This is a genomic window from Lysobacter sp. H23M47 (genome assembly GCF_015209765.1).
Taxonomy (GTDB): Bacteria; Pseudomonadota; Gammaproteobacteria; order Xanthomonadales; family Xanthomonadaceae; genus Novilysobacter; species Novilysobacter avium.
In genome coordinates this window covers 2,463,492-2,483,650 of record NZ_CP063658.1, presented here as the reverse complement: position 1 = coordinate 2,483,650, position 20,159 = coordinate 2,463,492, and the positions used below count along the sequence as shown (strand labels likewise).

Genomic DNA, 20,159 nt, shown 5'->3' with positions numbered 1-20,159 from the left:
TTTCACAACCAAGGGAAGAACCCAATTGCTTCAACTTGACGCGGTGGAAACCGTCGCCCTGGGCGGCTTGGCTCTTCTTGGTGGGTACGCGCTGTGCCGCGCCATTCCGGTTTTCCGGCGCTACAACCTGCCCGAACCGGTGGTCGGCGGGCTGGTGATCGCGCTGATCGTGCTGTTCGCGCACGGCCAGGGCACGACCCTGTTCGAGCTGGACACGACCCTGCAGACGCCGCTGATGGTGGCGTTCTTCACCACGCTGGGGGTCAACGCGAGCCTGGCCCTGCTGCGCATCAGCGGACGCCAGGTCGGCATCTTCCTGGCGCTGGCAACCGGTTTTGTCGTGGTCCAGAACCTGGTCGGTCTCGGCGTGGCCTCGATGTTCGGCCTGCATCCGCTGTTCGGGATACTGGTGGGCTCGGCGACGATGGCCGGCGGGCCGGCGACAGGCCTTGCGTTCGCGCCGCTGTTTGAGCAGGCCGGTCTGGCAGGCGCGGAATCGATTGCCATCACCTCGGCGATGGCCGGCATCGTCTGCGGCGGCATCGTGGGCGGCCCGGTCGCGACCGTGATCATCCGCCGCTGGCGCCTGAAAACGCCCGGCGGCCATCCCACCGAGGTCCCCGACGTGACCGAGGCCAAGGTGGATCCGCCGCAGACCGAAGGTCAACGCGAATTCAGCGCGCTCAAGAGCATCATCTTCATCATGGTCGCGATGTGGCTGGGCGCCTGGATCGGCAAGGGCTTCGAGGCCCTCGGCCTGACCCTGCCGGCCTACATCGGCGCGATGCTGATCGGCGCCGTGGTGCGCAACGTGGACGACGTGACGGGCTGGATCGGCCTGCCCCTTCGCACGATCGACCTGATCGGCAATATCTGTCTGGCCCTGTTCCTGTCGGTGGCCCTGATGAACCTGAAGCTGTGGGAGCTGGCCGGCATGGCCCTGCCGCTGGCGGTCAACATGGTCGTCCAGGTCGCCATCGTTGTTGCCTTCTGCATCGTGGTGTTCCGCGCCATGGGCAAGGATTACGACGCGGCGGTGATGGGCGGCGGCTTTATCGGATTCATGCTGGGCACCACGGCCAACGCCATGGCGGTGATGCGCACTCTCGTGCAGCGCTACGGTATGGCCCCGCGCGCCTTCCTGGTGGCGCCGCTGGTGGGCGCGTTCTTCATCGACTTCACCAACGCCCTGATCATCACCGGGTTCATGAACTTCACCCGTTAGCGCGGTTTCCGCCCACCTGCGGTCGGCCCTTCTGCGGTCAGCGCCAGCGCATGGTCCCTACTGGGCCACGGCGGCGGCGCCCGGACGGCGCGGATCCGCGGCGCCTTCCACGCCGTGCTCGCCCAGCCACAGGATCTGGGTGCTGCCGATGGTCTCGCCGGTCTCGATCCGGTGACCCCGCTGCTCCAGCAGCCGCAGGGTGTCGGGGCTGATGCCGCGCTCCACCCGCAGCACGCCGTCGCTGTCCATCTCCTGATGGATGCGCGGCAGGCTGGTGGCCTCGGCGATGTTCAGCTCGAAGTCGACGACGTCCACGATGCTCTGCATCACCGTGCCCGGAATGGTGTTGCCGCCCGGGCTGCCGGTGACCATACGCAACCGGTCGTCCTTGAACAGGAAGGTGGGCGCCATGCTGGAGACCGGCCGCCGGCCCGGATGCAGTGAGTTGGGGGGCTCGGGCTGGCCGGACTCGCGCGCCTTCAGCTGGGCGCGCATGGAGAAGTTGCCGACCAGGTTGCCGAGCAGGAAGCCGGTGCCGTCGACCATCACCCCGGAGCCGAAATCCGAGCCGAGCGTGTAGGTGATACCGACCGCGTTGCCGTCCCCGTCGATGACCGAGAGATGGGTCGTCTGCGGGCTCTCGTGCGCCCATGGATCGCCGCCGGGCACCTTGGATGCCGGCTTCGCGCGGCGCGGCGAGATGCGCTTGGCCCGTTCGGCGGCGTAGGCCTTGGACACCAGACCGCGCAGCGGGAGGTCGACGGCGTCCGGATCGCCCAGGTGCAGCCGGCGGTCGGCCCAGGCCAGCTTGATCGCCTCGCTCATGTAGTGGATGGCGTCGGCGGAACCGGCGCCGTAGCCGGCCATGTCGACGTTCTCCAGGATGTTGAGCATGCCGATGATGCCGGCGCCACCACCGCTGGCCGGCGACATGGTCACCACCTCGTGGTCGCGGTAGCTGCTGCGCAGCGGCTCGCGTTCGGCGGCCCGGTAAGCGGCCAGGTCGTCCTTCCGGATCAGGCCGTCATTGGCGATCATGCCCGCGACCAGGCGCTCGGCGATCTCGCCCTCGTAGAAGGCCTTCGCGCCATGCTCGGCGATCTGCTTCAGTGACCAGGCCAGGTCGGTCTGCACCAGCCTCTCGCCGGCCCGCAGGGCGCTGCCATCGGGATGCAGGAATACCTTGGCGCCGGCCGGACTCAGGGCCAGGCGCTTGCGCCCCCAGTCGAGCGCAAAGGCCTCGTCGCGGCTGAGCACGATGCCGTCCTCGGCCAGGGCGATCGCCGGCTGCAGCAGCTGCGCCCAGGGCAGGCGACTGTACTTGCCGTGCGCGGTGGCCAGCCCGGAGACCGTGCCGGGGATGCCGGCGGCCCTGTAGCCCTGCTTGTCGCCGGCGATCCTGCCGTCGTCGCCGATGAAGCGGTCCAGCGTGGCCAGCGCCGGCGCCTTGGAGCGGAAGTCGATCGCCACCGTCCGCTTGTCCTCCGCCAGGTGCACCAGCATGAAGCCGTCGCCGCCGATATTGCCCGCGCGCGGCAGGGTCACCGCCATGGCAAAGGCCGTGGCCACCGCGGCGTCCACCGCATTCCCGCCGTCGCGCAGGATCTGCGCACCGACATCGCTGGCGGCCTCGTTCTGGCTGGCGACCATCCCCTTCTCGCCGTGGACCGGCTTGTGGATCGCGGCGTAGTTCAGTAGTTGCCGGCTCTGGGCGGTGGCCTGTACGGAGCAGAGCGCGAGCGCAGCACTGACGAGAAGGGCGACCAGGGTGCGCGACGAAAGCGCCTGGGGGTTTATGAAAGACATTGCGGGATCCTTTTCTATGGCCAACGCCCCGCGCGCAGGCAGCGTGCGCAAGGGCGGAGTGTTCCCGAGCATGCCGCCGCGTCAGGCCGATGTCCCGCAGTTTCTTTGGCTCATCCCATAGCCCCAGGCTATCCCCTGGCAAAGCATTGGTGGCCTTGTGCGCTGACCGCCGTGGCTACCATCGGGTCAAGCGTTGCCAAAGTCAGTCGCTCTCCGGGGAATACACCAAAATGAACTACGCACCCAAACGCACGATTCTCAGTGTGATGCTCGCCTCGGCGATGCTCATGGAGCCGGCCACTGCGCTGGCCCAGGACACGGCCCAGCCGGCCCAGACGGCTTCCACGCCGGTTGCAACGGACGCGTCCCCGGCAGCAGCCCAGCCAGCGGAGGCCAAGGCCAAGGAGCTCGATCGCGTCGTCGTGGTCGGAAGCCACCTTGCCGGCAACAACGACACCGGCATGCTCCCGGTGTTCGTGGTCTCGGAGGAGGACGTGGCTGCCACCGGCGCCGTCTCCGGCGAAGACCTGCTGCAATCGCTTCCGCAGGTCGGCGACATGATGTTCGACAACACCGATACCGCGGGCAACCTCAACGCCGCGCGCGGCGACGTCGGCTCGGTCAACCTGCGCAACCTGGGCACCGGCAACACGCTGATGCTGGTGAACGGTCGCCGCATGGTCAACCACCCCGGCACGCAGACGGAAACCTACGTGCCGCGCCAGACCGCCAACATCAACGCCATCCCGCTGTACGGCGTGCAGCGCATGGAAACCCTGTTGGGCGGCGCCTCCGCGCTGTACGGTTCGGATGCCGTCGCCGGCGTGATGAACGTGGTCATGGATACGCACTTCCAGGGCCTGCGCGCCCAGGCCCAGTACGGCGGCTCGGAAGCCACCGATTTTCGCCAGGGCAACTTCAACGTGAAGGCCGGCCGGTGGTTCAACGACGGCCGCACCCGGGTTTCCCTGCTGGGCGGCTACACCTACCGCAGCATCTTCGAGAACTCCGAGCGCGATTACGCCGCCAGCCAGGATCACCGGCCGTTCTTCGAAGGCACGCAGTGGGAAGGGATGACCGCGTTCGATGACCGCATGACCTCCAGCGCCTGGGGCGCGTTCCAGACGGTTGATCGGGTGCGGGTGCGGCAGGACGGCAAGGCGATCACGACCGCCGCCGGCAGCTTCCATATCGAGCCCATCGCCAACGGCTGCGTGACCGCGCTGTACGAGGACGTGTGCATCCAGACCGGACTGCAGAACAGCACCATCGACCGGCCACTGCGCTTCAACGCCAACTCGCAGCGCTACCTGATGGGCGGCGTCGACCGCGGCAACCTTTTCACCACGATCGAGCACGATCTCAACGATGACTTCGTGGCATTCGGCGAGGTCAGCTACTACCAGTCGAGCTACGACGGCATGCGGGAGCAGGCTGCGTCCCTGGCCGCTGCGCCGATGATCGTCCCCAAGTCCAACTACTGGAACCCGTTTGGTGCCACCTACCTGCCCGACGGCAGTCTCAATCCGAACCGCCTGCCCGGCATCGATGCGCCCGAAGAAGGTCTGGACGTGCGCATCAGCAGTTATCGCGCCACCGAGACCACCCGCCCCTACGAGGTCGATGACAAGTCGTATCGCGTCCTGGGCGGGGTCCGCGGTGACTTGGGCGGGTTCGACTGGGAAAGTGCCGTGCTGTATTCGCGCGCCCGCACCGTGGATACCCAGTTCGGCACCATCAGCAACACCTTGTTCGCCGAGGCCCTCGCCCGCGCTGACGAGAGTGCCTACAACCCGTTCACAGGCGGCAACCTGGACGACTGGAGCCAGCCGCCGGCGATGACCAACGCCGACACGGTCGCCGGTTTCCTGGTGCCGGTGGTGCGCCGCAGTACCGCGTCGCTGTTCCAGGTCGATACCCGTTTCGCCCGTCCCGACGTGTTCGAATGGTGGGCAGGCGATGTCGGGCTGGCGTTCGGCGCCGAGTGGCGTCACGAAAAGCTTGACGACCAGCGCGATCCGCGCCTCAACGGGCAGATCGGCTACACCAACCCGCTGACCGATCTCCCGACCAGCGACGTACTCGGTGCGAGCCCGTCGGGCAACAACGGCGGTTCGCGCTCGGTGGCCTCGGCGTATGCCGAGATCGCGGTGCCGCTGGTGTCGCGCGAGATGGCGATTCCGCTGGTTCGCTCGCTTGATCTGCAGATCGCCGGTCGCTACGAGCGCTATTCCGACTTCGGCAGCGTGTCCAAGCCGAAGGTCGCGTTTGCCTGGGACATCCTCGATGGCCTGATGATGCGCGGCAGCTGGTCGGAGAGCTTCCTGGCGCCCAACATCCTGCAGATCCACTCCGACGGGACCGTGGTCAGCAATACCCGCCTGGACTACTACCAGTGCGAGGCGGACCTGCGCGCCGGCCGCATCTCCAGCTTCAGTGCCTGCGGCAAATCCTTCAGCACCCAGGCCGTACGCGAGGGCAACCTCGACCTCAAGCCGGAAACCTCCGAGGCCACCTCGGTCGGCCTGGTGTTCCAGCCCCGCTTCCTGCCCGACGCCATGGGCGACTTCACCTTCACCGCGGACTACTGGAAGATCGATCAGGAACAGATGATCGCCATCACCGGCGAACAAACCCACCTGGCGCTCGACTACCTGATGCGCATCCAGGGCTCGTCCAATCCCAACGTGCTGCGCGACGATCCCAGCGATGAGCAGATCGCCAACTTCGCCGGCACGGGGCTGGAAGCGGTCGGTAACGTGTTGCAGGTGCGCGACCAGTACACCAACCGCCTGCCGCGCCGGACCCGGGGCATCGATTACGGCATCTCGCATCGCCTGCGCACCGCCGACTGGGGCACCTTCACCACCAACCTCAATGGCAGCCGGCTGCTCGAGCAGATGCAGATGCCCTCGGACCTGGAGGACCTGGTGATGAACGCGCAGCAGGACGGCGTGATCAATGACGGCTTCACGATCCGCAACGCCGGCAGCCTGCTGGGCATCAATGGCACGCCGGAATGGCGCGCGACCCTGAGCAGCAGCTGGCGCTACCGCAACTGGAGCCTGGGTGCGTTTGTCCGCTACGTCGGCCCGTTTGATTCGACCGGTGCCAGCTTGCCTGACGGCACGTTATTCCGCGTGCCGTCATGGACCACGACCAATCTGTGGGCCGAGCACCGCTTCAAGAAGACCGGCAACGTGTTCGAAGACACGACCGTGCGCTTCAACGTCCGCAACATCACCGATCGTGATCCACGCCTGGCACCGCGGAGCCTCGGCTTCTACTCGGGCCTGCATAACGCACTGGGCCGGGGCTACTACCTGACCGTGACCAAGACGTTCGACTAGACAGCATTACCTCTGCAACAGCTGACAGGCCCGCGCGGGCCTGTCAGCGATTCGGTCGATGCCGCACACAACCGCCAATTGTTGAAAGATGGCCGCATTGGCCATCACGCACCGGAAAGAACGTGCTCCCCATCATCAAAACACTGCGCTCGGGCTCCGTGCCACCTCCGCTGAAGACCAAGCTCCGTGTCGATAGTCGGATCCCGCTGGGAGCGCTGCTGCTGACCGCGCTGCTGGGCGCCTGCCAGACCACGCCCGAACCGGTTGCCGACGACGTCCGGACCAGCGGCGTCGTCGTCGCGGCCAATCCGCTGGCCGTGGATGCCGGCACTGCGGTCCTGCGCCGCGGCGGCACCGCGATGGACGCCGCGGTCGCGGTGCAGCTGATGCTCGGCCTGGTGGAGCCGCAGAGTTCGGGCATTGGCGGCGGCGCGATCATCATGGCCTACGACGCGCGCAGCCAGGCGGTGACCAGTTACATCGGTCGCGAAGCCGCGCCGGCGCTGGCCGACGGCAGCCTGTTCCAAGGCGAAGACGGCAAGCCCCTGTCACGCGGCGATGCAATGCTTTCGGGCGGCGCAACCGGCGTGCCCGGCGCGGTCGCGGTGTTCTCGCAGGCTCAGCGTGAGCACGGCAAGCTGGCCTGGGACCAGCTGTTTGCAGAGACCATCGAGAAAGCCGAGCAGGGCTTCCGGGTCACGCCGCGGCTGGAGGAGCACATTGATGGCACCTTCCCGCAGGCCTCGGCGCCCGACGTGCGGCGGTTTTTCTCCCACCCCGACGGGCGCCCGATGCGGACCGGGGATCTGCTGCGCAACCCGGAATACGCCGCGACCCTGCGCAAGCTAGCGCAAGGCAACGCGCCGGCGTTCTATCGCGGCGAGCTCGCCGAGGCCATCGTCGCGCGCACCCACGAGTCGCCGCGGCCCGGCCGGCTGAGCACGCGTGACCTCGCCGGCTACGCGCCCGAGAAGTCCGAACCGCTGTGCCGTCCGTTGCGCGCCTACATCCTGTGCGTGCCGCGGCCGCCGACCAGTGGCGTCGGCCTGCTGCAGCTGATGGCGATGCTGGACGGGACCGACATCGACCAGCGCGGTCCCGAGGACCCGCAGTCGTGGTTCCTGTTCGCCGAGGCCAGCCGGATCATGTACGCCGACCGCGACCAGTACGTCGGCGACCCGCGTTTTGACGAGGTGCCCGTCGAGGGCCTGCTGGCGCCGGCCTACGTCGACCAGCGCCGCGCACTGATCGGCAAGACGGCAGCCCCTTCGCACGCGCACGGGCAGCCTGCAGGAGCCGCGTCGCACGGTCCGGACCGGACCGAGGAACCCGGCGGCACCAGCCATTTCGTCGTCGTCGACCGGTGGGGCAATGCCGTGTCGGTGACCACCACGATCGAGTCCTTCTTCGGCTCGGGGCGGATGGTGGACGGCTTCTTCCTCAACAACCAGCTGACCGACTTCTCCTGGTCCAGCGGCAGCGATCCGGACGCCGCCAATGCGATCGAAGGCGGCAAGCGCCCGCGCTCTTCGATGACCCCGGTCATCATCCTCGACCGCGACGGCCGCTTTGTCGGAGCGCTCGGCTCGCCCGGTGGGTCGGCGATCCCGGCCTACATCGGCAAGACCCTGGTCGGTCTGGTCTATTGGGACCTGTCGCTGCAGGACGCCGTGGCGTTGCCCAACCTGGTCGCGCGGGGGCAGCGGTTCAACGGTGAGGCGTCGCGGTTCGCTCCGGGCGTGCTGGACGCGCTGTCGCAGCGTGGCATGACGGTCCGCGCGGGCTCGGGTGAGGACTCGGGCCTGCACGGTGTTTTCTACCGCGATGGCGTGCTGGAATGGGCCGCCGACCCGCGCCGCGAAGGCGTGGGCAAAGAGGTCGTCCAGTGATGAGCACCGTTGAAGCTTCCCATCCGACCGACGGGGTCGACGATGCCCTCGTCGATGTGACCGTGATCGGTGCCGGTGTGGTCGGCATCGCCACGGCGTATGCGGCGGCGCGGCGCGGGCTTTCGGTCCGGATCATTGATCGCGCAGCGGGCCCGGCGATGGGTGCGTCCTTCGCCAACGGCGCCCAGCTGAGCTACGCGTACACCGAGTCCATGGCCAGCCCCTCGCTGTGGAGCAAGCTGCCCTCGATCGCGCTGGGCAGGGACCGCGCGCTGTCGATGCGCTGGTCGCTGGATCCGGATTTCCTGCGCTGGGGCATCGCGTTCCTGCGCAATGCCACCCCGGATCGGTTCCGCGAAAACACGCTTGCGGTGCTCGAGCTGGCCACGGAATCGCGCGGCGCGATGGACGCCCTGCTGCGGCAGCACAACATCGAGTTCCAGCACACCGCACCGGGCAAGATGCACCTGTACCGCGACCCGGCTGGGCTCGACGATGCGGCGGCCATGGTGGCGGTCAAGCGCGAGTACGGCGTCCAGCAGAGCGTGCTGAGTCCCCGCGAGGCGGTCGCGCTGGAGCCGGCGCTTGCCGGTGCCACCGGCCTTGCCGGCGTGGTGCATTCCCCGGCCGAGGAAGTCGGCGACCCGTTGCGGTTCTGCACCGGTCTGCTGGCGATCCTCCGGGCCGATTACGGCGTAACGACCTGCTTCAATTTCGAGGTCGCCAGCGCGACTCCGGCAAGTGACGGCTTGATGCTGACCTCGCGCGACGGGCGGCAGCTGCGCTCGCGGCAACTGGTGTCCTGCGCCGGCGTCGACGCCGTTGCGCTCTCGCGCCGCAACGGTTTGCGGCTGCCATTGATGCCGGTCAAGGGCTACTCGTTCACCGCCGCGCCGGGAGCGCTGGCTCCCGCAGTCAGCATCACTGACACCGACCGCAAGCTGGTGTTCTGCCGGCTCGGCGACAAGCTGCGTGTCGCGGGACTGGCCGAGGTTGGCAACCACAGTGCCGCGGTTGATCCGCAAAGGGCGCAACGGCTGGTGGCGATGGCGCGCGAATCACTGCCGGCTGCCGCCGCGTACGACGCGATCGACAGCACCTGGGCGGGCCTGCGCCCGATGACCCCCAGCTCGGTGCCGATCATCCGGCGTGTTCGCCCGAACGTGGCGGTCAACGTCGGCCACGGCATGCTGGGTTGGACGCTGGCGATGGGATCGGGCGAGCGCGCGCTGGATGCGCTGCTGGCGGAATAGCGCCGGGTCGTCGGCTTCTGCGGCGCATGCGCGGCCGACGCTTTGTCGCCCCTCGGACGTGTGCCCTAAGATCAAGGCATGCGCCTTCGTCAAATTGAAGTCTTCCACGCCGTCTACACGACCGGCTCGATCAGCGCCGCCGCCCGGGCGCTGCACGTCTCCCAGCCCTCGGTCAGCAAGGTGCTCCACCACACCCAGTCCAAGCTCGGCCTGAAGCTGTTCGCGCTGGTGCGCGGACGGCTGGTCGCCACCGACGAGGCGCACGCGCTGTTTGTCGAGGTCAACGAGATATTCGAACGTCTCGGGTCGCTGCAGAAGACGATCAGCAACATCAAGAACATCGGGGGCGGCCACATCCGCCTCGGCGTGGTGCCGTCGCTGGGCCTGCACGTCGCGCCGCTGGCGATCGCGCGCTTTCGCCGACTGCATCCGGAAGTGACGTTCGATGTGCAGACGCTTCATCACGACGAATTGTTCCAGGCGCTGTACGAGCGCACCTGCGACATCGCGATCGCCTACGCGCCACCCTTGCACCCGCGAATGAAGCGGCGTCTGCTGAAGACCGCGCAGATGGTGCTGCTGTTCCAGCACGAAGACATCCCGGACGTGGGCGATTCGGTATTGCTGTCGCTGCTGGACGGACGCGACGTGGTCGGCATGACCGCCAGCGGCCCGGTGGGCGACGCACTGGCCCGCGAGATGGCGAGGCGAAAAGTCGAGGTCCATGAAGTGGTTTCCAACCAGACCTTCTACACCGCCGCCGCGCTCACCAGCCACGGCGCCGGGATGACCGTGGTGGACGAGTTCACCGCACGCGCCTCCGTCCACCACGGCGTGGCGTTCCGACCCTTCGCGCCGCCGATCCGGTTCAACGTCGACTGCGTATTCCTGGAAGATCGCCGGCCATCCAAGGCGGCCGAGGAATTCGTCAGTCTGTTCAAGTCGGTTATCGGCGAGATCCAGGAGGGGACGGGCGGACCGGAGAATGCGGACGAGTCTCCGGCTTTGTTGGCCGGCGGAATCTAACGGCTGACCGCTTGCTTCCGGGTCGACGCGGAAGGATCAAATATCCGCAAAATCCGTATCGTCAATCGTATCCAGCCGGATCTGATTCGCGAACAGCGAGAACGCGAGCATTCCACCCAGGCCATTCGCCCGCGCGACCCAGCTCGGCAACCAGCGCGGCGGCACCAGGACGCCGGACTCGAACATCGGCGCCAGCCGCTGCACGTCCCCCAGGGTCATCTTGCCGGCGAACAGCCAGCGGCACAGGCGCAGTTGCTGCCGGCGCAGGGCCCAGCGGAAGAAGGTGTGCACGCCGATCAGGCCGCGCAGGTAGACGGTGTCCTTGGTAAAGGCGTGGCCCCCGGTGGTCGGCACGCCGCGGAACACGCGCTGGGCGGAGGCGAAGCCGTCGTGCGGGCTTTGGCCGGCAGCCTGGAACAGGCGGAACACTTCGATGAAGTCGGCGCCGTCCAGGGCGCAGGCGATGGCCTCGATGCGCAGGCTCAGGCGCTTCATGCGGGCGATGTCGATGTTGCCGGTGATCTGTTCGGCAAAGGTCGCCATGCCTTCCTGGGTGGCGGTCGCGCGCGGTGACGCCAGCGCAAGGCTGCCGAGCACCGGCTGCTCGCGACCATTCAGGGCGCTGAGCGAGTGGACGAAGGCTTCGTGCTGCAGCAGCTGCTGGCGGTCGTAGTCGGTGAAGGCAGCGCTGGTACGCAGGCGGATCCGGGTTGCGCCGGCCGCGGCCTTGGCGATCAGGTCCGGGTCGAGAACGACCTCGATCACGCGCTCGTTGAAATAGTCGTCCAGATCGCGCTGCAGTTGCAGTTGCAGGGCGGTGGCGGATATCTCCACCTGCTCGGCCGGGGAGGCCAGTTCATGGTCGAACTGGTCGGCGATCGCGATGAAGTGCTGCGCCGCGACGCGGGCGCTGGGGCCGTTGCCGGGCAGCGGGGCGTCCACGCTGCCGTAGAGCTGTTGCGATAGGTCACTGACCGCGGCCGTGCCCAATGCCTCGCACAGGCGGGCAGCGGTATCCCAGCTGGCGGTCGCGTCGATCAGGTATTGGCCCAGCGGGTGGCTGGCGTCGGCTTCGCGCGAGATGGCGGCCAGCTCGTTGCGCGCTTCGCTGAAGTCGTGCTGCGGATAGTCCACGTGTGGTAGCCGGGTCACCCCGCGGGCATGGTCGGCGAGGAAGCTCGCGCCGTGATTGGCCGGCCAACTGGCCAGCGTCAGCACCTTGATCCCGCGTGCGGCCTGGACCATGCGCGCATCCAGCGCGGCGTGATGGACGATGTCGGGTTTAGTCCTCGCCGTAGTCATCGTCGATCCGCGGTCGTTGCCGCGACGGTTTGCCGGGCGCCTTTTCCGCCGGCTTGCGCGCCGCGCGGGCGGACAGCAGTGTCGTCGCCGCTCCGTTGGCCGTCGCGGCGGCATGCTGGGTCTGCCGCTCGGCCAGCTTGTCGGCGGCGCCGGCGACTTCTTCCTGCAACTTCACGTAGTTGGCGAAGCGGCGCGGATCCAGCTTGCCGTCCTCGATCGCGGCGCGGATCGCGCAGCCCGGCTCGCTGGCGTGGCGGCAGTCGCGGAACCGGCAGTTCGCGCCCATCGCATCGATGTCGCTGAAGTTCTCCGCCACGTCCTCCTCGCCGGTCGGCTTGAGCTCGCGCATGCCGGGGGTGTCGATCAGGCAGGCGCCGCTTTCCAGCAGGATCAGCGCGCGATGGGTGGTGGTGTGGCGGCCGCGCTCGTCGCTCTCGCGCACCGCGCCGGTCTTCATGCGTTCGCTGCCAACCAGGGTATTGGTCAGGGTCGATTTGCCCGCGCCGGAACTGCCTACCAGCACGGCGGTGGTGCCCGGCCGCAGCCACGGGTTGAGGCTGGCGACGCTGTCGGGGTCCAGCGCGTTGACCGCGCGCACAGGTACGTCCTGCGCGGCCAGGTCGATCAGCGCCTCCAGCGAGCCGGGCACGTCATCGGCCTGGTCGAGCTTGGTCAGCACGACGACCGGCACGGCGCCGCTGCCGCTGATCAGCAGCAGGTAGCGCTCGATCCGGCGCGGGTTGAAGTCCGAGTCCAGCCCGCACACCACAAACACCGTGTCCACGTTGGCCGCGATCAGCTGCTGCTTGTAGTGCTCGCCGGCCGCGCCACGCTTGATCGCGGTGCGCCGCGGCAGAAGAGCGACGATCTGGTCCTTGGTGACGATCGCATCCTCGGGCGCGGGCTCCACAAGCACCCAGTCGCCGACGCCGGCGCGCTGCTCGGTCGGGGTAGCTCCCTTTTTGTAGCTGGGCGCGCGCTGCCAGTGCGGCGGCGATTCGACGGCGACGCCTTCCTCAGGCCCAACCGCAACCACGTAACCCGTGCGGTGCTGTTCCACCACCCGCGCGGGGTATGCGGTGGGGAAATCCTCCAGCATTTCGCGCCACGCTGCGACGGCGGGCCGGCCGTGCTCGTCCAAAGGCCAACCGATCGCCTGCAGGGCGTGGTTATCGTTCATGCAAGAGGCGGGCACCGGTCCATGCCGCGATTCTACATAGCGAGGCGGCGAATCCGGCATGCCGGCCGCTGTCCGTGGCCATCGAATCGGCTACGCTGGCGGCCCCTACGTCGCTGTTCCCCATCAGAATGTCGTCAAACCGCCTGCAGACCCGTGCCCGCCTGTCCGAAGTGCGCTACGAGATCCGGGGCGAGCTCGCCCGCCGTGCGCGCGACCTGGAAAGCCAGGGCCGGACGCTGATCAAGCTCAATATCGGCAACCCCGGAGCGTTTGGATTCCGCGCGCCCGAGCACCTGCAGCGCGCGATCACCGAAGGCATTTCGGGCACCGATCCTTACACCCACCAGCAGGGCCTGCCCGCCGCGCGCGAGGCGATCGCCGCGTTCCATCGCGACCGTGGCACCGACGTAACGGCCGATCAGGTCTTCATCGGCAATGGCGTCAGCGAGCTGATCGACCTGTCGCTGCGCGCGCTGCTCAATCCCGGGGACGAGGTGCTGCTGCCGTCGCCGGACTACCCGCTGTGGTCGGCCTCGACCATCCTCAACGACGGCCGTCCGGTGTATTACACCTGCGCGCCGGAAAGCGCGTTCATGCCCGATCCGGCCGGGATCGAGGCGCTGATCACCCCTCGCACCCGCGCGATCGTGCTGATCAACCCCAACAACCCGACCGGCGCGACCTACCCGCGCGCGCTGCTGGAGCAGATCGTTGACATTGCCGCCCGCCACGGGCTGCTGCTGATGTGCGACGAGATCTACGACTCGATCCTGTACGACGGCGCGACGTTCCAGCCGCTGGCGCCGCTGGCCGGGGACGTCCCATGCCTCTCGTTCGGCGGGCTGTCCAAGGTCCACCGCGCGTGTGGATGGCGTGTGGGCTGGGCGGTGCTGTCGGGTGATCGCGTGCGCACCGGCGACTTCCACCACGCGATGGACCTGCTGGGCGCGCTGCGCCTTTGTTCCAACGTCCCGGGTCAGCTGGCGATCAATGCCGCGCTGCATGGCGCGGACACGATCTCCGCGCTATGCGCGCCCGGCGGTCGCCTGCATGCCGCGCGCCAGGCGGTGATCGAAGGCGTCGCCGCGAGCGCGCACATGCAACTGGTGGCGCCCGGCGGTTCGATGTTCGCGTTCCCGGCGGTGGTCGGCGCGGCGGCCGTGGGTTTCGACGACCACGCCTTCGCGCTGGAACTGCTGGAAACCGAAGACGTGCTGGTCGTGCCCGGTTCCAGCTTCAACGTGGCGTACCGCAACCACTTCCGTATCACCCTGCTGCCTGAAGCGGCCCAGCTGGCCGAGGTGTTCCGGCGCATCGAGCGCGTGCTGGACCGGTCCGCCGAGCGCGGTCGCGCGGTGCAGGCCGAAATGGCCGCTGCGCCTGCTGCACGGGTGGCGGTGGCCTGAGTGGAGGCGCCCCCGCCCGACGCGCTCCGTTGGCTCGCCCTCGGCGACAGCTACACCATCGGTGAGGGCGTGGCAGAAGGCGGACGCTGGCCGGCGTTGCTGGCCGGGCTTCTGGCTGCTGACGGGTTCCCCGTCGGCCCGCCGCGGATCATCGCCACCACCGGCTGGACCACCGACGAGCTGTCCACCGCGATGGATCTCGCCGAGCCGCTCGGGCGCTGGGAGCTCGTCTCGCTGCTGATCGGGGTCAACAACCAATATCGCGGACGCAGCGTCGCCGACTACCGCGGCGAGTTCCAGGCATTACTCAAACGTGCGCTCGCATTGGCCGGAGATCGCCCCGACCGGGTGCTGGTGTTGTCGATTCCGGATTGGGGCGTGACCGCCTTCGCCACCGCCCAGGGCCGCGACGCGACGCAGATCGCCGACGAGATCGACCAGTACAACGCCGCGGCGGCGGACTTGTGCGCCCGCCACGGTGTCGCCTTTGTCGATATCACGCCGCTCAGCCGGGAGCGCGGCGGCGATGTGGCCATGCTGGTCGATGACGGCCTGCATCCGTCGCAGGCGATGTACGCGCTGTGGGCCGAGGCGGCCTTCCCGGTGGTCGCGCAAATGCTGGGTGCGAGACCGGATGCAAACCGGGAAGTCGTGCCCGATGCGGAAACCGGCGGGATCACCCCGCGCTGATGGCCGTCACTGGCGCGCCCCTCTCGGCTGACCAGGCGCGCGCGATCGCGGGTGCATTCGCCCCGGAACGTGGCTTCCGCCAGCACTGGGACTACCACTACAGCCTGGCCAAGCTGCGCAGCGACCCGTTGTATCCGGGTGTCTGCGCGGCACTGCGCGGCAGCACGCAGCCGTTGCTGGACCTGGGGTGCGGGCTGGGCCTGCTCGCCCATGCGCTGCGCGCGGACAGCATCGCGCTGGCGTACCGCGGCGTGGACAACGACGCCGGCAAGATCCTCGGCGCAACCCGGGCCGCGGGTCGGCGCAACCTGGACGACGTGGCTTTCGAATGTCTGGACCTGGCCGCCGCACTTCCCCGCCACCGGGGCAGCGTGGCCATCTTGGATGTCCTGCAGTTCCTTCCGCCTGACGCCCAGCAGCGGACCCTGGATGCCGCCCTCGCCATGCTCGTCCCCGGCGCGCGGCTGGTGATCCGTACGGGACTGGATGACGGCAGCCGGCGCGCCCGCATTACCCGCGGCGTGGACGTGTTTTCCCGTGCGATCGGCTGGATGAATGCCGGGCCGCGCTCCTATCCGGATCCAGACGAGCTGCGCCTACGCTTCGACGCCGCGGGGCTGACCTCCAGTTTCACCCCGCTGTACGGCAACACGCCGTTCAACAACTGGCTGGTGGTCGCCACCGCTCCGGGCGACGAAGCCGCGTAGTTGCGGTCGTTCAGCCAGCGCGCGTCCCAGAACGGGTAATCGCCGACGCGCGGCACGAGACCGGCGCGCACCGGGGTCATGACCAGGCGGCGCGCGGCGACCAGTTCGTCGTCCACGCGCGCGGCGTCAAAGTCGCATGCCCACAACCCGGCCAGGCCGGGATGGCGTGCGGCCAGCACCCGCTCGCTTCGCCGCTTCAGCCGTTCGACGCAGGCGCAAAGATCGTCAAAGCCGCCGAGCGCCACCAGCCCGTGCCAGCCGTCGGGCATCAACACCCAGGCGATCAGCTGCGAGCGTTGCCACTGCGCCGGTGCCGCCATGACCCGGCACGCTTCCGCCGACAATGCCCAGTCGCCGAAATGCGGCTGGTGCCCGGCCGTCGCGATCGTGACCCGGTGCAGCCGCGCCGCGCGCCCGATCCGGCGCTGCGGCGCGGGCTCGCTTTCGAACGAAGCAGCAGGAATCGTGGCCATGCGAGCCAGCCTGCCGCCCACGCCGGGCTGCGTGGATCAGGAGAAGCACCATCGCGGGGTCGGTAATGAACACCTGCGCACCTGGTCACGCCGGCGGCCAGGCCCCAACAGCCGCGGCTTGCCCTCGCGCGTTAGAATCACCGGCATAGATCCCACCTGATGATGAGGCGTGGCCACGGGGCCGCGAGGCGCATGACCCATACCTATGAAAGCCCGCTCAACGAGATGATGCAGAACGACCCGGATCCGACCGAAACCCGCGAGTGGGTGGAGTCGGTCGAGGCGGTCATCCAGCGCGATGGTCCCGAGCGCGCGCACCAGCTGCTTGAGCGCATGGTCGAGGTCTCGCGGCGTGCCGGTACCCACCTGCCGTTCGAGCCGACCACCGAGTACATCAACACCATCCCCACCCAGCTGGAGGCCAAGAGCCCCGGCGACCACGCGCTCGAGTGGAAGATCCGCTCGATCATCCGCTGGAACGCGATGGCGATGGTGGTGCGCGCCAACCGCAAGCCGGGCGACCTGGGCGGCCACATCGCCACCTTCGGTTCGTCGGCGACGCTGTACGACGTGGGCTTCAACCATTTCTGGCGTGCGCCGTCGGAGGATCACCCGGGCGACCTGCTGTTCATTCAGGGCCACGGCTCGCCGGGCATCTACGCGCGCTCTTTCCTGGAAGGCCGGTTTACCGAAGACCAGCTCGACAACTTCCGCATGGAAGTTGACGGCCGCGGCATCAGTTCCTACCCGCATCCCTGGTTGATGCCGGACTACTGGCAGACGCCGACCGTGTCGATGGGCCTGGGCCCGATCAGCGCGATCTACCAGGCACGCAACTTCAAGTACCTGGAAGGCCGCGGGCTGATGCCCAAGACCGACCGCAAGGTCTGGTGCTTCCTGGGCGACGGCGAGACCGACGAGCCCGAATCCCTGGGCGCGATCTCGGTCGCCGGCCGCGAGGGTCTGGACAACCTGGTGTTCGTGGTCAACTGCAACCTGCAGCGCCTGGACGGGCCGGTGCGCGGCAACGGCAAGATCATCCAGGAACTGGAAGGCCAGTTCCGCGGCGCCGGCTGGAACGTGATCAAGAACATCTGGGGCAGCTACTGGGATCCGCTCCTGGCCCGCGACACCTCCGGCAAGCTGCGCCAGCTGATGATGGAGACCGTCGACGGCGAGTACCAGAACTGCAAGGCCTTCGGCGGCGCCTACACGCGCGAGAACTTCTTCGGCAAGTACCCGGAGACCGCGCAGCTGGTTGCCAACCTCAGCGACGAGGACATCTGGCGGCTGAACCGTGGCGGTCACGACCCGCACAAGGTCTACGCCAGCTATCACGAGGCGGTGAACACCAAGGGCATGCCGACGGTGATCCTGGCCAAGACGGTCAAGGGTTACGGCATGGGCGTGGCGGGCGAGTCGCTGAACCCGGCGCATGGCACCAAGAAGATGGACGACGATGACGTGCGCGCTTTCCGCGACCGCTTCAACATCCCCATCAGCGACGCCCAGCTCAAGGACGGCAAGGTGCCGTTCTACCACCCGGGCAAGGACTCTCCGGAAATCGAGTACATGCTGGAGCGTCGCAAGGCTCTCGGCGGCTTCCTGCCGCAGCGCCGGCGCAAGGCCAGCCAGGAGCTGGAAGTACCGCCGCTGGCCAACTTCGAGCGTCTGCTCAAGTCCACCGGCGAGCGCGAGATCAGCACCACCATGGCCTTCGTGCAGATGCTCAACATCGCCCTGCGCGACAAGCTCACCGGCCCGCGGCTGGTGCCGATCGTGGCCGACGAGGCGCGCACCTTCGGCATGGAAGGGCTGTTCCGCCAGATCGGCATCTACGCCCCGTTCGGGCAGAAGTACAAGCCGGTCGACCGCGACCAGCTGATGTATTACCGCGAGGACACCGCCGGGCAGGTGCTGCAGGAAGGCATCACCGAGGCCGGCGCGTTCGCGTCATGGCTGGCGTGCGCGACCAGCTACAGCACCAACGACTTCGCGTTGATGCCGTTCTACATCTACTACTCGATGTTCGGTTTCCAGCGCGTCGGCGACGCGGCGTGGCAGGCCGGCGACATGCGCGCGCGCGGCTTCCTGCTGGGCGCCACTGCGGGTCGCACCACGCTGAATGGCGAAGGACTGCAGCACGAGGACGGTCACAGCATGGTCCAGGCCGGGCTGATCCCGAACTGCCGCAGCTACGACCCGACCTTCAGCTACGAAGTGGTCACCATCATCCAGCACGGCATGCAGCGCATGCTGGCCGAGCAGCACGACGAGTACTTCTACGTCACCCTGATGAACGAGAATTACGCCCACCCCGACATGCCCGAGGGCAGCGCGGAGGGAATCATCAAGGGCATGTACCTGTTCAAGGATGCCGGCAAAGCCAAGAACGGTGAGCTGCGCGTCCAGCTGATGGGCAGTGGCACCATCCTGCGCGAGGTCATCGCTGCGGCCGAACTGCTGGAGAAGGATTTCGGCGTGACTGCCGATATCTGGTCGTGCCCCAGCTTCAACGAGCTGGCACGCGACGGCGCCGACGTGGAACGCTACAACCGCTTCCACCCGGAGGCCAAGAAGCCGCGCAAGGCACACATCACCTCGTTGCTGGAAGGTCGCGCCGGCCCGGCCATCGTTGCCACCGACTACATCCGCGCCTACGCCGAGCAGGTCCGCGCCTACGTGCCGATGACTTACAGCGTGCTGGGCACCGATGGCTTCGGCCGCAGCGACACCCGCGCCAACCTGCGTCGCCACTTCGAGGTCGACCGCTACTACGTCGCCCACGCCGCCATTGCCGCCCTGGCGGAGGACGGCAAGATGACCGCGAAGGACGTGGCTCGGGCGATCAAGACCTACAAGATCGATGTGGAGAAACCGAACCCGTTGGGGGCTTGAGGCGGGTCATGTAATAAGGAAAAGGCGGCCGCTGGTCGCCTTTTTCGTTCCCTGCCGCTCGTATGGCCGGCAGGGCATAGCGCTGGCTTTGCGGGTCCGCCCTCAGGCATCTGCTGCACTCAAGGCGAACTGGCACCGTCATCCGGCATCGCCGCCAGTTGCTTGAGGATATCGGTAAAGGTCTCCACGCCCTGCGCACCGCTGACCAGGTGGCGCTGGTTGAAGATCACTGCGGGCACGCCGCGGATGCCCTGGGCGGTCCAATACTGCTCGGCCTTGCGTACATCGGCCGCAAACCGCTGGTCGGCGAGCACGGCCATCGCCTCATTGCGATCCAGTCCGATTTCCGCCGCGACGTCGGCCAGCACTGCATTGTCGGAAAGGTTGCGGCCGTGGGTGAAGTGCGCGGTGAAGAACGCCATCTCCAGATCGTGCTTGCGGCCCTGCTGATCGGCCCAGTGCATGAGCTGGTGCACGTTGAAGGTGTTGTGCATGCGCATGTCGTCGGTGAAGCGGAACTCGAATCCCAGCTCGGCCCCTGCCCTGGTCATGGCCTCGCGGTTCGCGTTCGACTGCTCGGTCGTGGCGCCGTATTTCTCGGCCAGATGCTCACGCATGTTCTGGCCCTCGGCGGGCATCTGCGGATTCAGTTCAAACGGGTGCCAGTGGATCTCATGCGGCGTTCCGGTGGCTTCCAGCGCCTTCGCCAGCTGTGTGTAGCCGATGACGCACCAGGGGCACATCACATCGGAGACGATGTCGATCTGAAGTTTTTTTGGTTGGAGGGTCATGGTGTTTCCCTTGGGTTGAAGTGGGCGTGCCGCGCGAACGCAGCGCTAAGGGCAGGACGCGCTCGCGACCGGGACTACGGGGCAAGCGTAACGCTGGCGGTTGAAAGCCTCCGGCAAGGGGAGGCGGCGGCCGCGGGTGGGGCATCAGTAGAATGGCCCCTCC

General features: G+C 67.8%; 13 protein-coding genes. 9 read left to right on the top strand and 4 right to left on the bottom strand.

Annotated features, from left to right (window positions below):
• Positions 1-25 precede the first annotated feature (25 nt).
• Positions 26-1,225, top strand: coding sequence for a sodium/glutamate symporter (gene gltS / locus INQ43_RS11215; RefSeq protein ID WP_194036507.1), 1,200 nt, complete (start codon positions 26-28; stop codon positions 1,223-1,225).
• A 57-nt stretch (positions 1,226-1,282) separates the two neighbouring features.
• On the opposite strand, the gene ggt is transcribed toward gltS, so the two are convergent.
• The gene (gene ggt / locus INQ43_RS11210; protein WP_194036506.1) at positions 1,283-3,031 is read right to left on the bottom strand and encodes a gamma-glutamyltransferase; all 1,749 of its coding nucleotides are present in this window, start codon (positions 3,029-3,031) and stop codon (positions 1,283-1,285) included.
• 230 nt (positions 3,032-3,261) lie between these two features.
• On the opposite strand from ggt, the gene INQ43_RS11205 reads away from it, so the two are divergent.
• From INQ43_RS11205 to INQ43_RS11190, 4 genes are all read left to right on the top strand, one after another.
• Positions 3,262-6,381, top strand: a complete 3,120-nt coding sequence (locus tag INQ43_RS11205) for a TonB-dependent receptor (protein ID WP_194036505.1) — start codon at positions 3,262-3,264, stop codon at positions 6,379-6,381.
• A gap of 122 nt (positions 6,382-6,503) precedes the next feature.
• Complete coding sequence (locus INQ43_RS11200) at positions 6,504-8,270, top strand: gamma-glutamyltransferase family protein (protein WP_228062506.1); 1,767 nt, start codon at positions 6,504-6,506, stop codon at positions 8,268-8,270.
• The gene (locus INQ43_RS11195) at positions 8,270-9,523 is read left to right on the top strand and encodes an FAD-dependent oxidoreductase (protein ID WP_194036504.1); all 1,254 of its coding nucleotides are present in this window, start codon (positions 8,270-8,272) and stop codon (positions 9,521-9,523) included. The genes INQ43_RS11200 and INQ43_RS11195 overlap by 1 nt, the downstream gene beginning before the upstream one ends.
• A gap of 78 nt (positions 9,524-9,601) precedes the next feature.
• A complete protein-coding gene (locus INQ43_RS11190) occupies positions 9,602-10,549 on the top strand; it encodes a LysR family transcriptional regulator (RefSeq protein WP_194036503.1) in 948 nt (315 codons plus the stop codon).
• Between the two features lie 36 nt (positions 10,550-10,585).
• Here INQ43_RS11190 and INQ43_RS11185 read toward each other — a convergent pair whose 3' ends face one another.
• Entirely contained in the window at positions 10,586-11,851 is a 1,266-nt protein-coding gene (locus INQ43_RS11185; protein ID WP_194036502.1) for a flavohemoglobin expression-modulating QEGLA motif protein, read from the bottom strand.
• A complete protein-coding gene (rsgA, locus tag INQ43_RS11180) occupies positions 11,832-13,031 on the bottom strand; it encodes a ribosome small subunit-dependent GTPase A (RefSeq protein ID WP_194036501.1) in 1,200 nt (399 codons plus the stop codon). Before rsgA ends, INQ43_RS11185 begins: the two co-directional genes overlap by 20 nt.
• Positions 13,032-13,159: 128 nt before the next feature.
• Between rsgA and INQ43_RS11175 the strand changes: the two genes are divergently transcribed.
• The 4 genes from INQ43_RS11175 to aceE all read left to right on the top strand — a co-directional run bounded on the left by INQ43_RS11175 (position 13,160) and on the right by aceE (position 19,205).
• Positions 13,160-14,437, top strand: coding sequence for an aminotransferase class I/II-fold pyridoxal phosphate-dependent enzyme (locus INQ43_RS11175; RefSeq protein WP_194036500.1), 1,278 nt, complete (start codon positions 13,160-13,162; stop codon positions 14,435-14,437).
• Positions 14,438-15,127 carry a GDSL-type esterase/lipase family protein gene (locus tag INQ43_RS11170; protein WP_194036499.1) on the top strand — a complete coding sequence of 230 codons (690 nt, stop codon included), beginning with the start codon at positions 14,438-14,440 and terminating at the stop codon, positions 15,125-15,127.
• Positions 15,127-15,834: a methyltransferase domain-containing protein gene (locus tag INQ43_RS11165; protein ID WP_194036498.1), complete on the top strand. Its 708-nt coding sequence runs from the start codon at positions 15,127-15,129 to the stop codon at positions 15,832-15,834. Before INQ43_RS11170 ends, INQ43_RS11165 begins: the two co-directional genes overlap by 1 nt.
• Positions 15,835-16,499: 665 nt before the next feature.
• Positions 16,500-19,205, top strand: coding sequence for a pyruvate dehydrogenase (acetyl-transferring), homodimeric type (gene aceE, locus INQ43_RS11160; protein ID WP_194036497.1), 2,706 nt, complete (start codon positions 16,500-16,502; stop codon positions 19,203-19,205).
• Between the two features lie 119 nt (positions 19,206-19,324).
• Here aceE and INQ43_RS11155 read toward each other — a convergent pair whose 3' ends face one another.
• Positions 19,325-19,996, bottom strand: coding sequence for a DsbA family oxidoreductase (locus INQ43_RS11155; RefSeq protein ID WP_194036496.1), 672 nt, complete (start codon positions 19,994-19,996; stop codon positions 19,325-19,327).
• Positions 19,997-20,159: the final 163 nt, after the last annotated feature.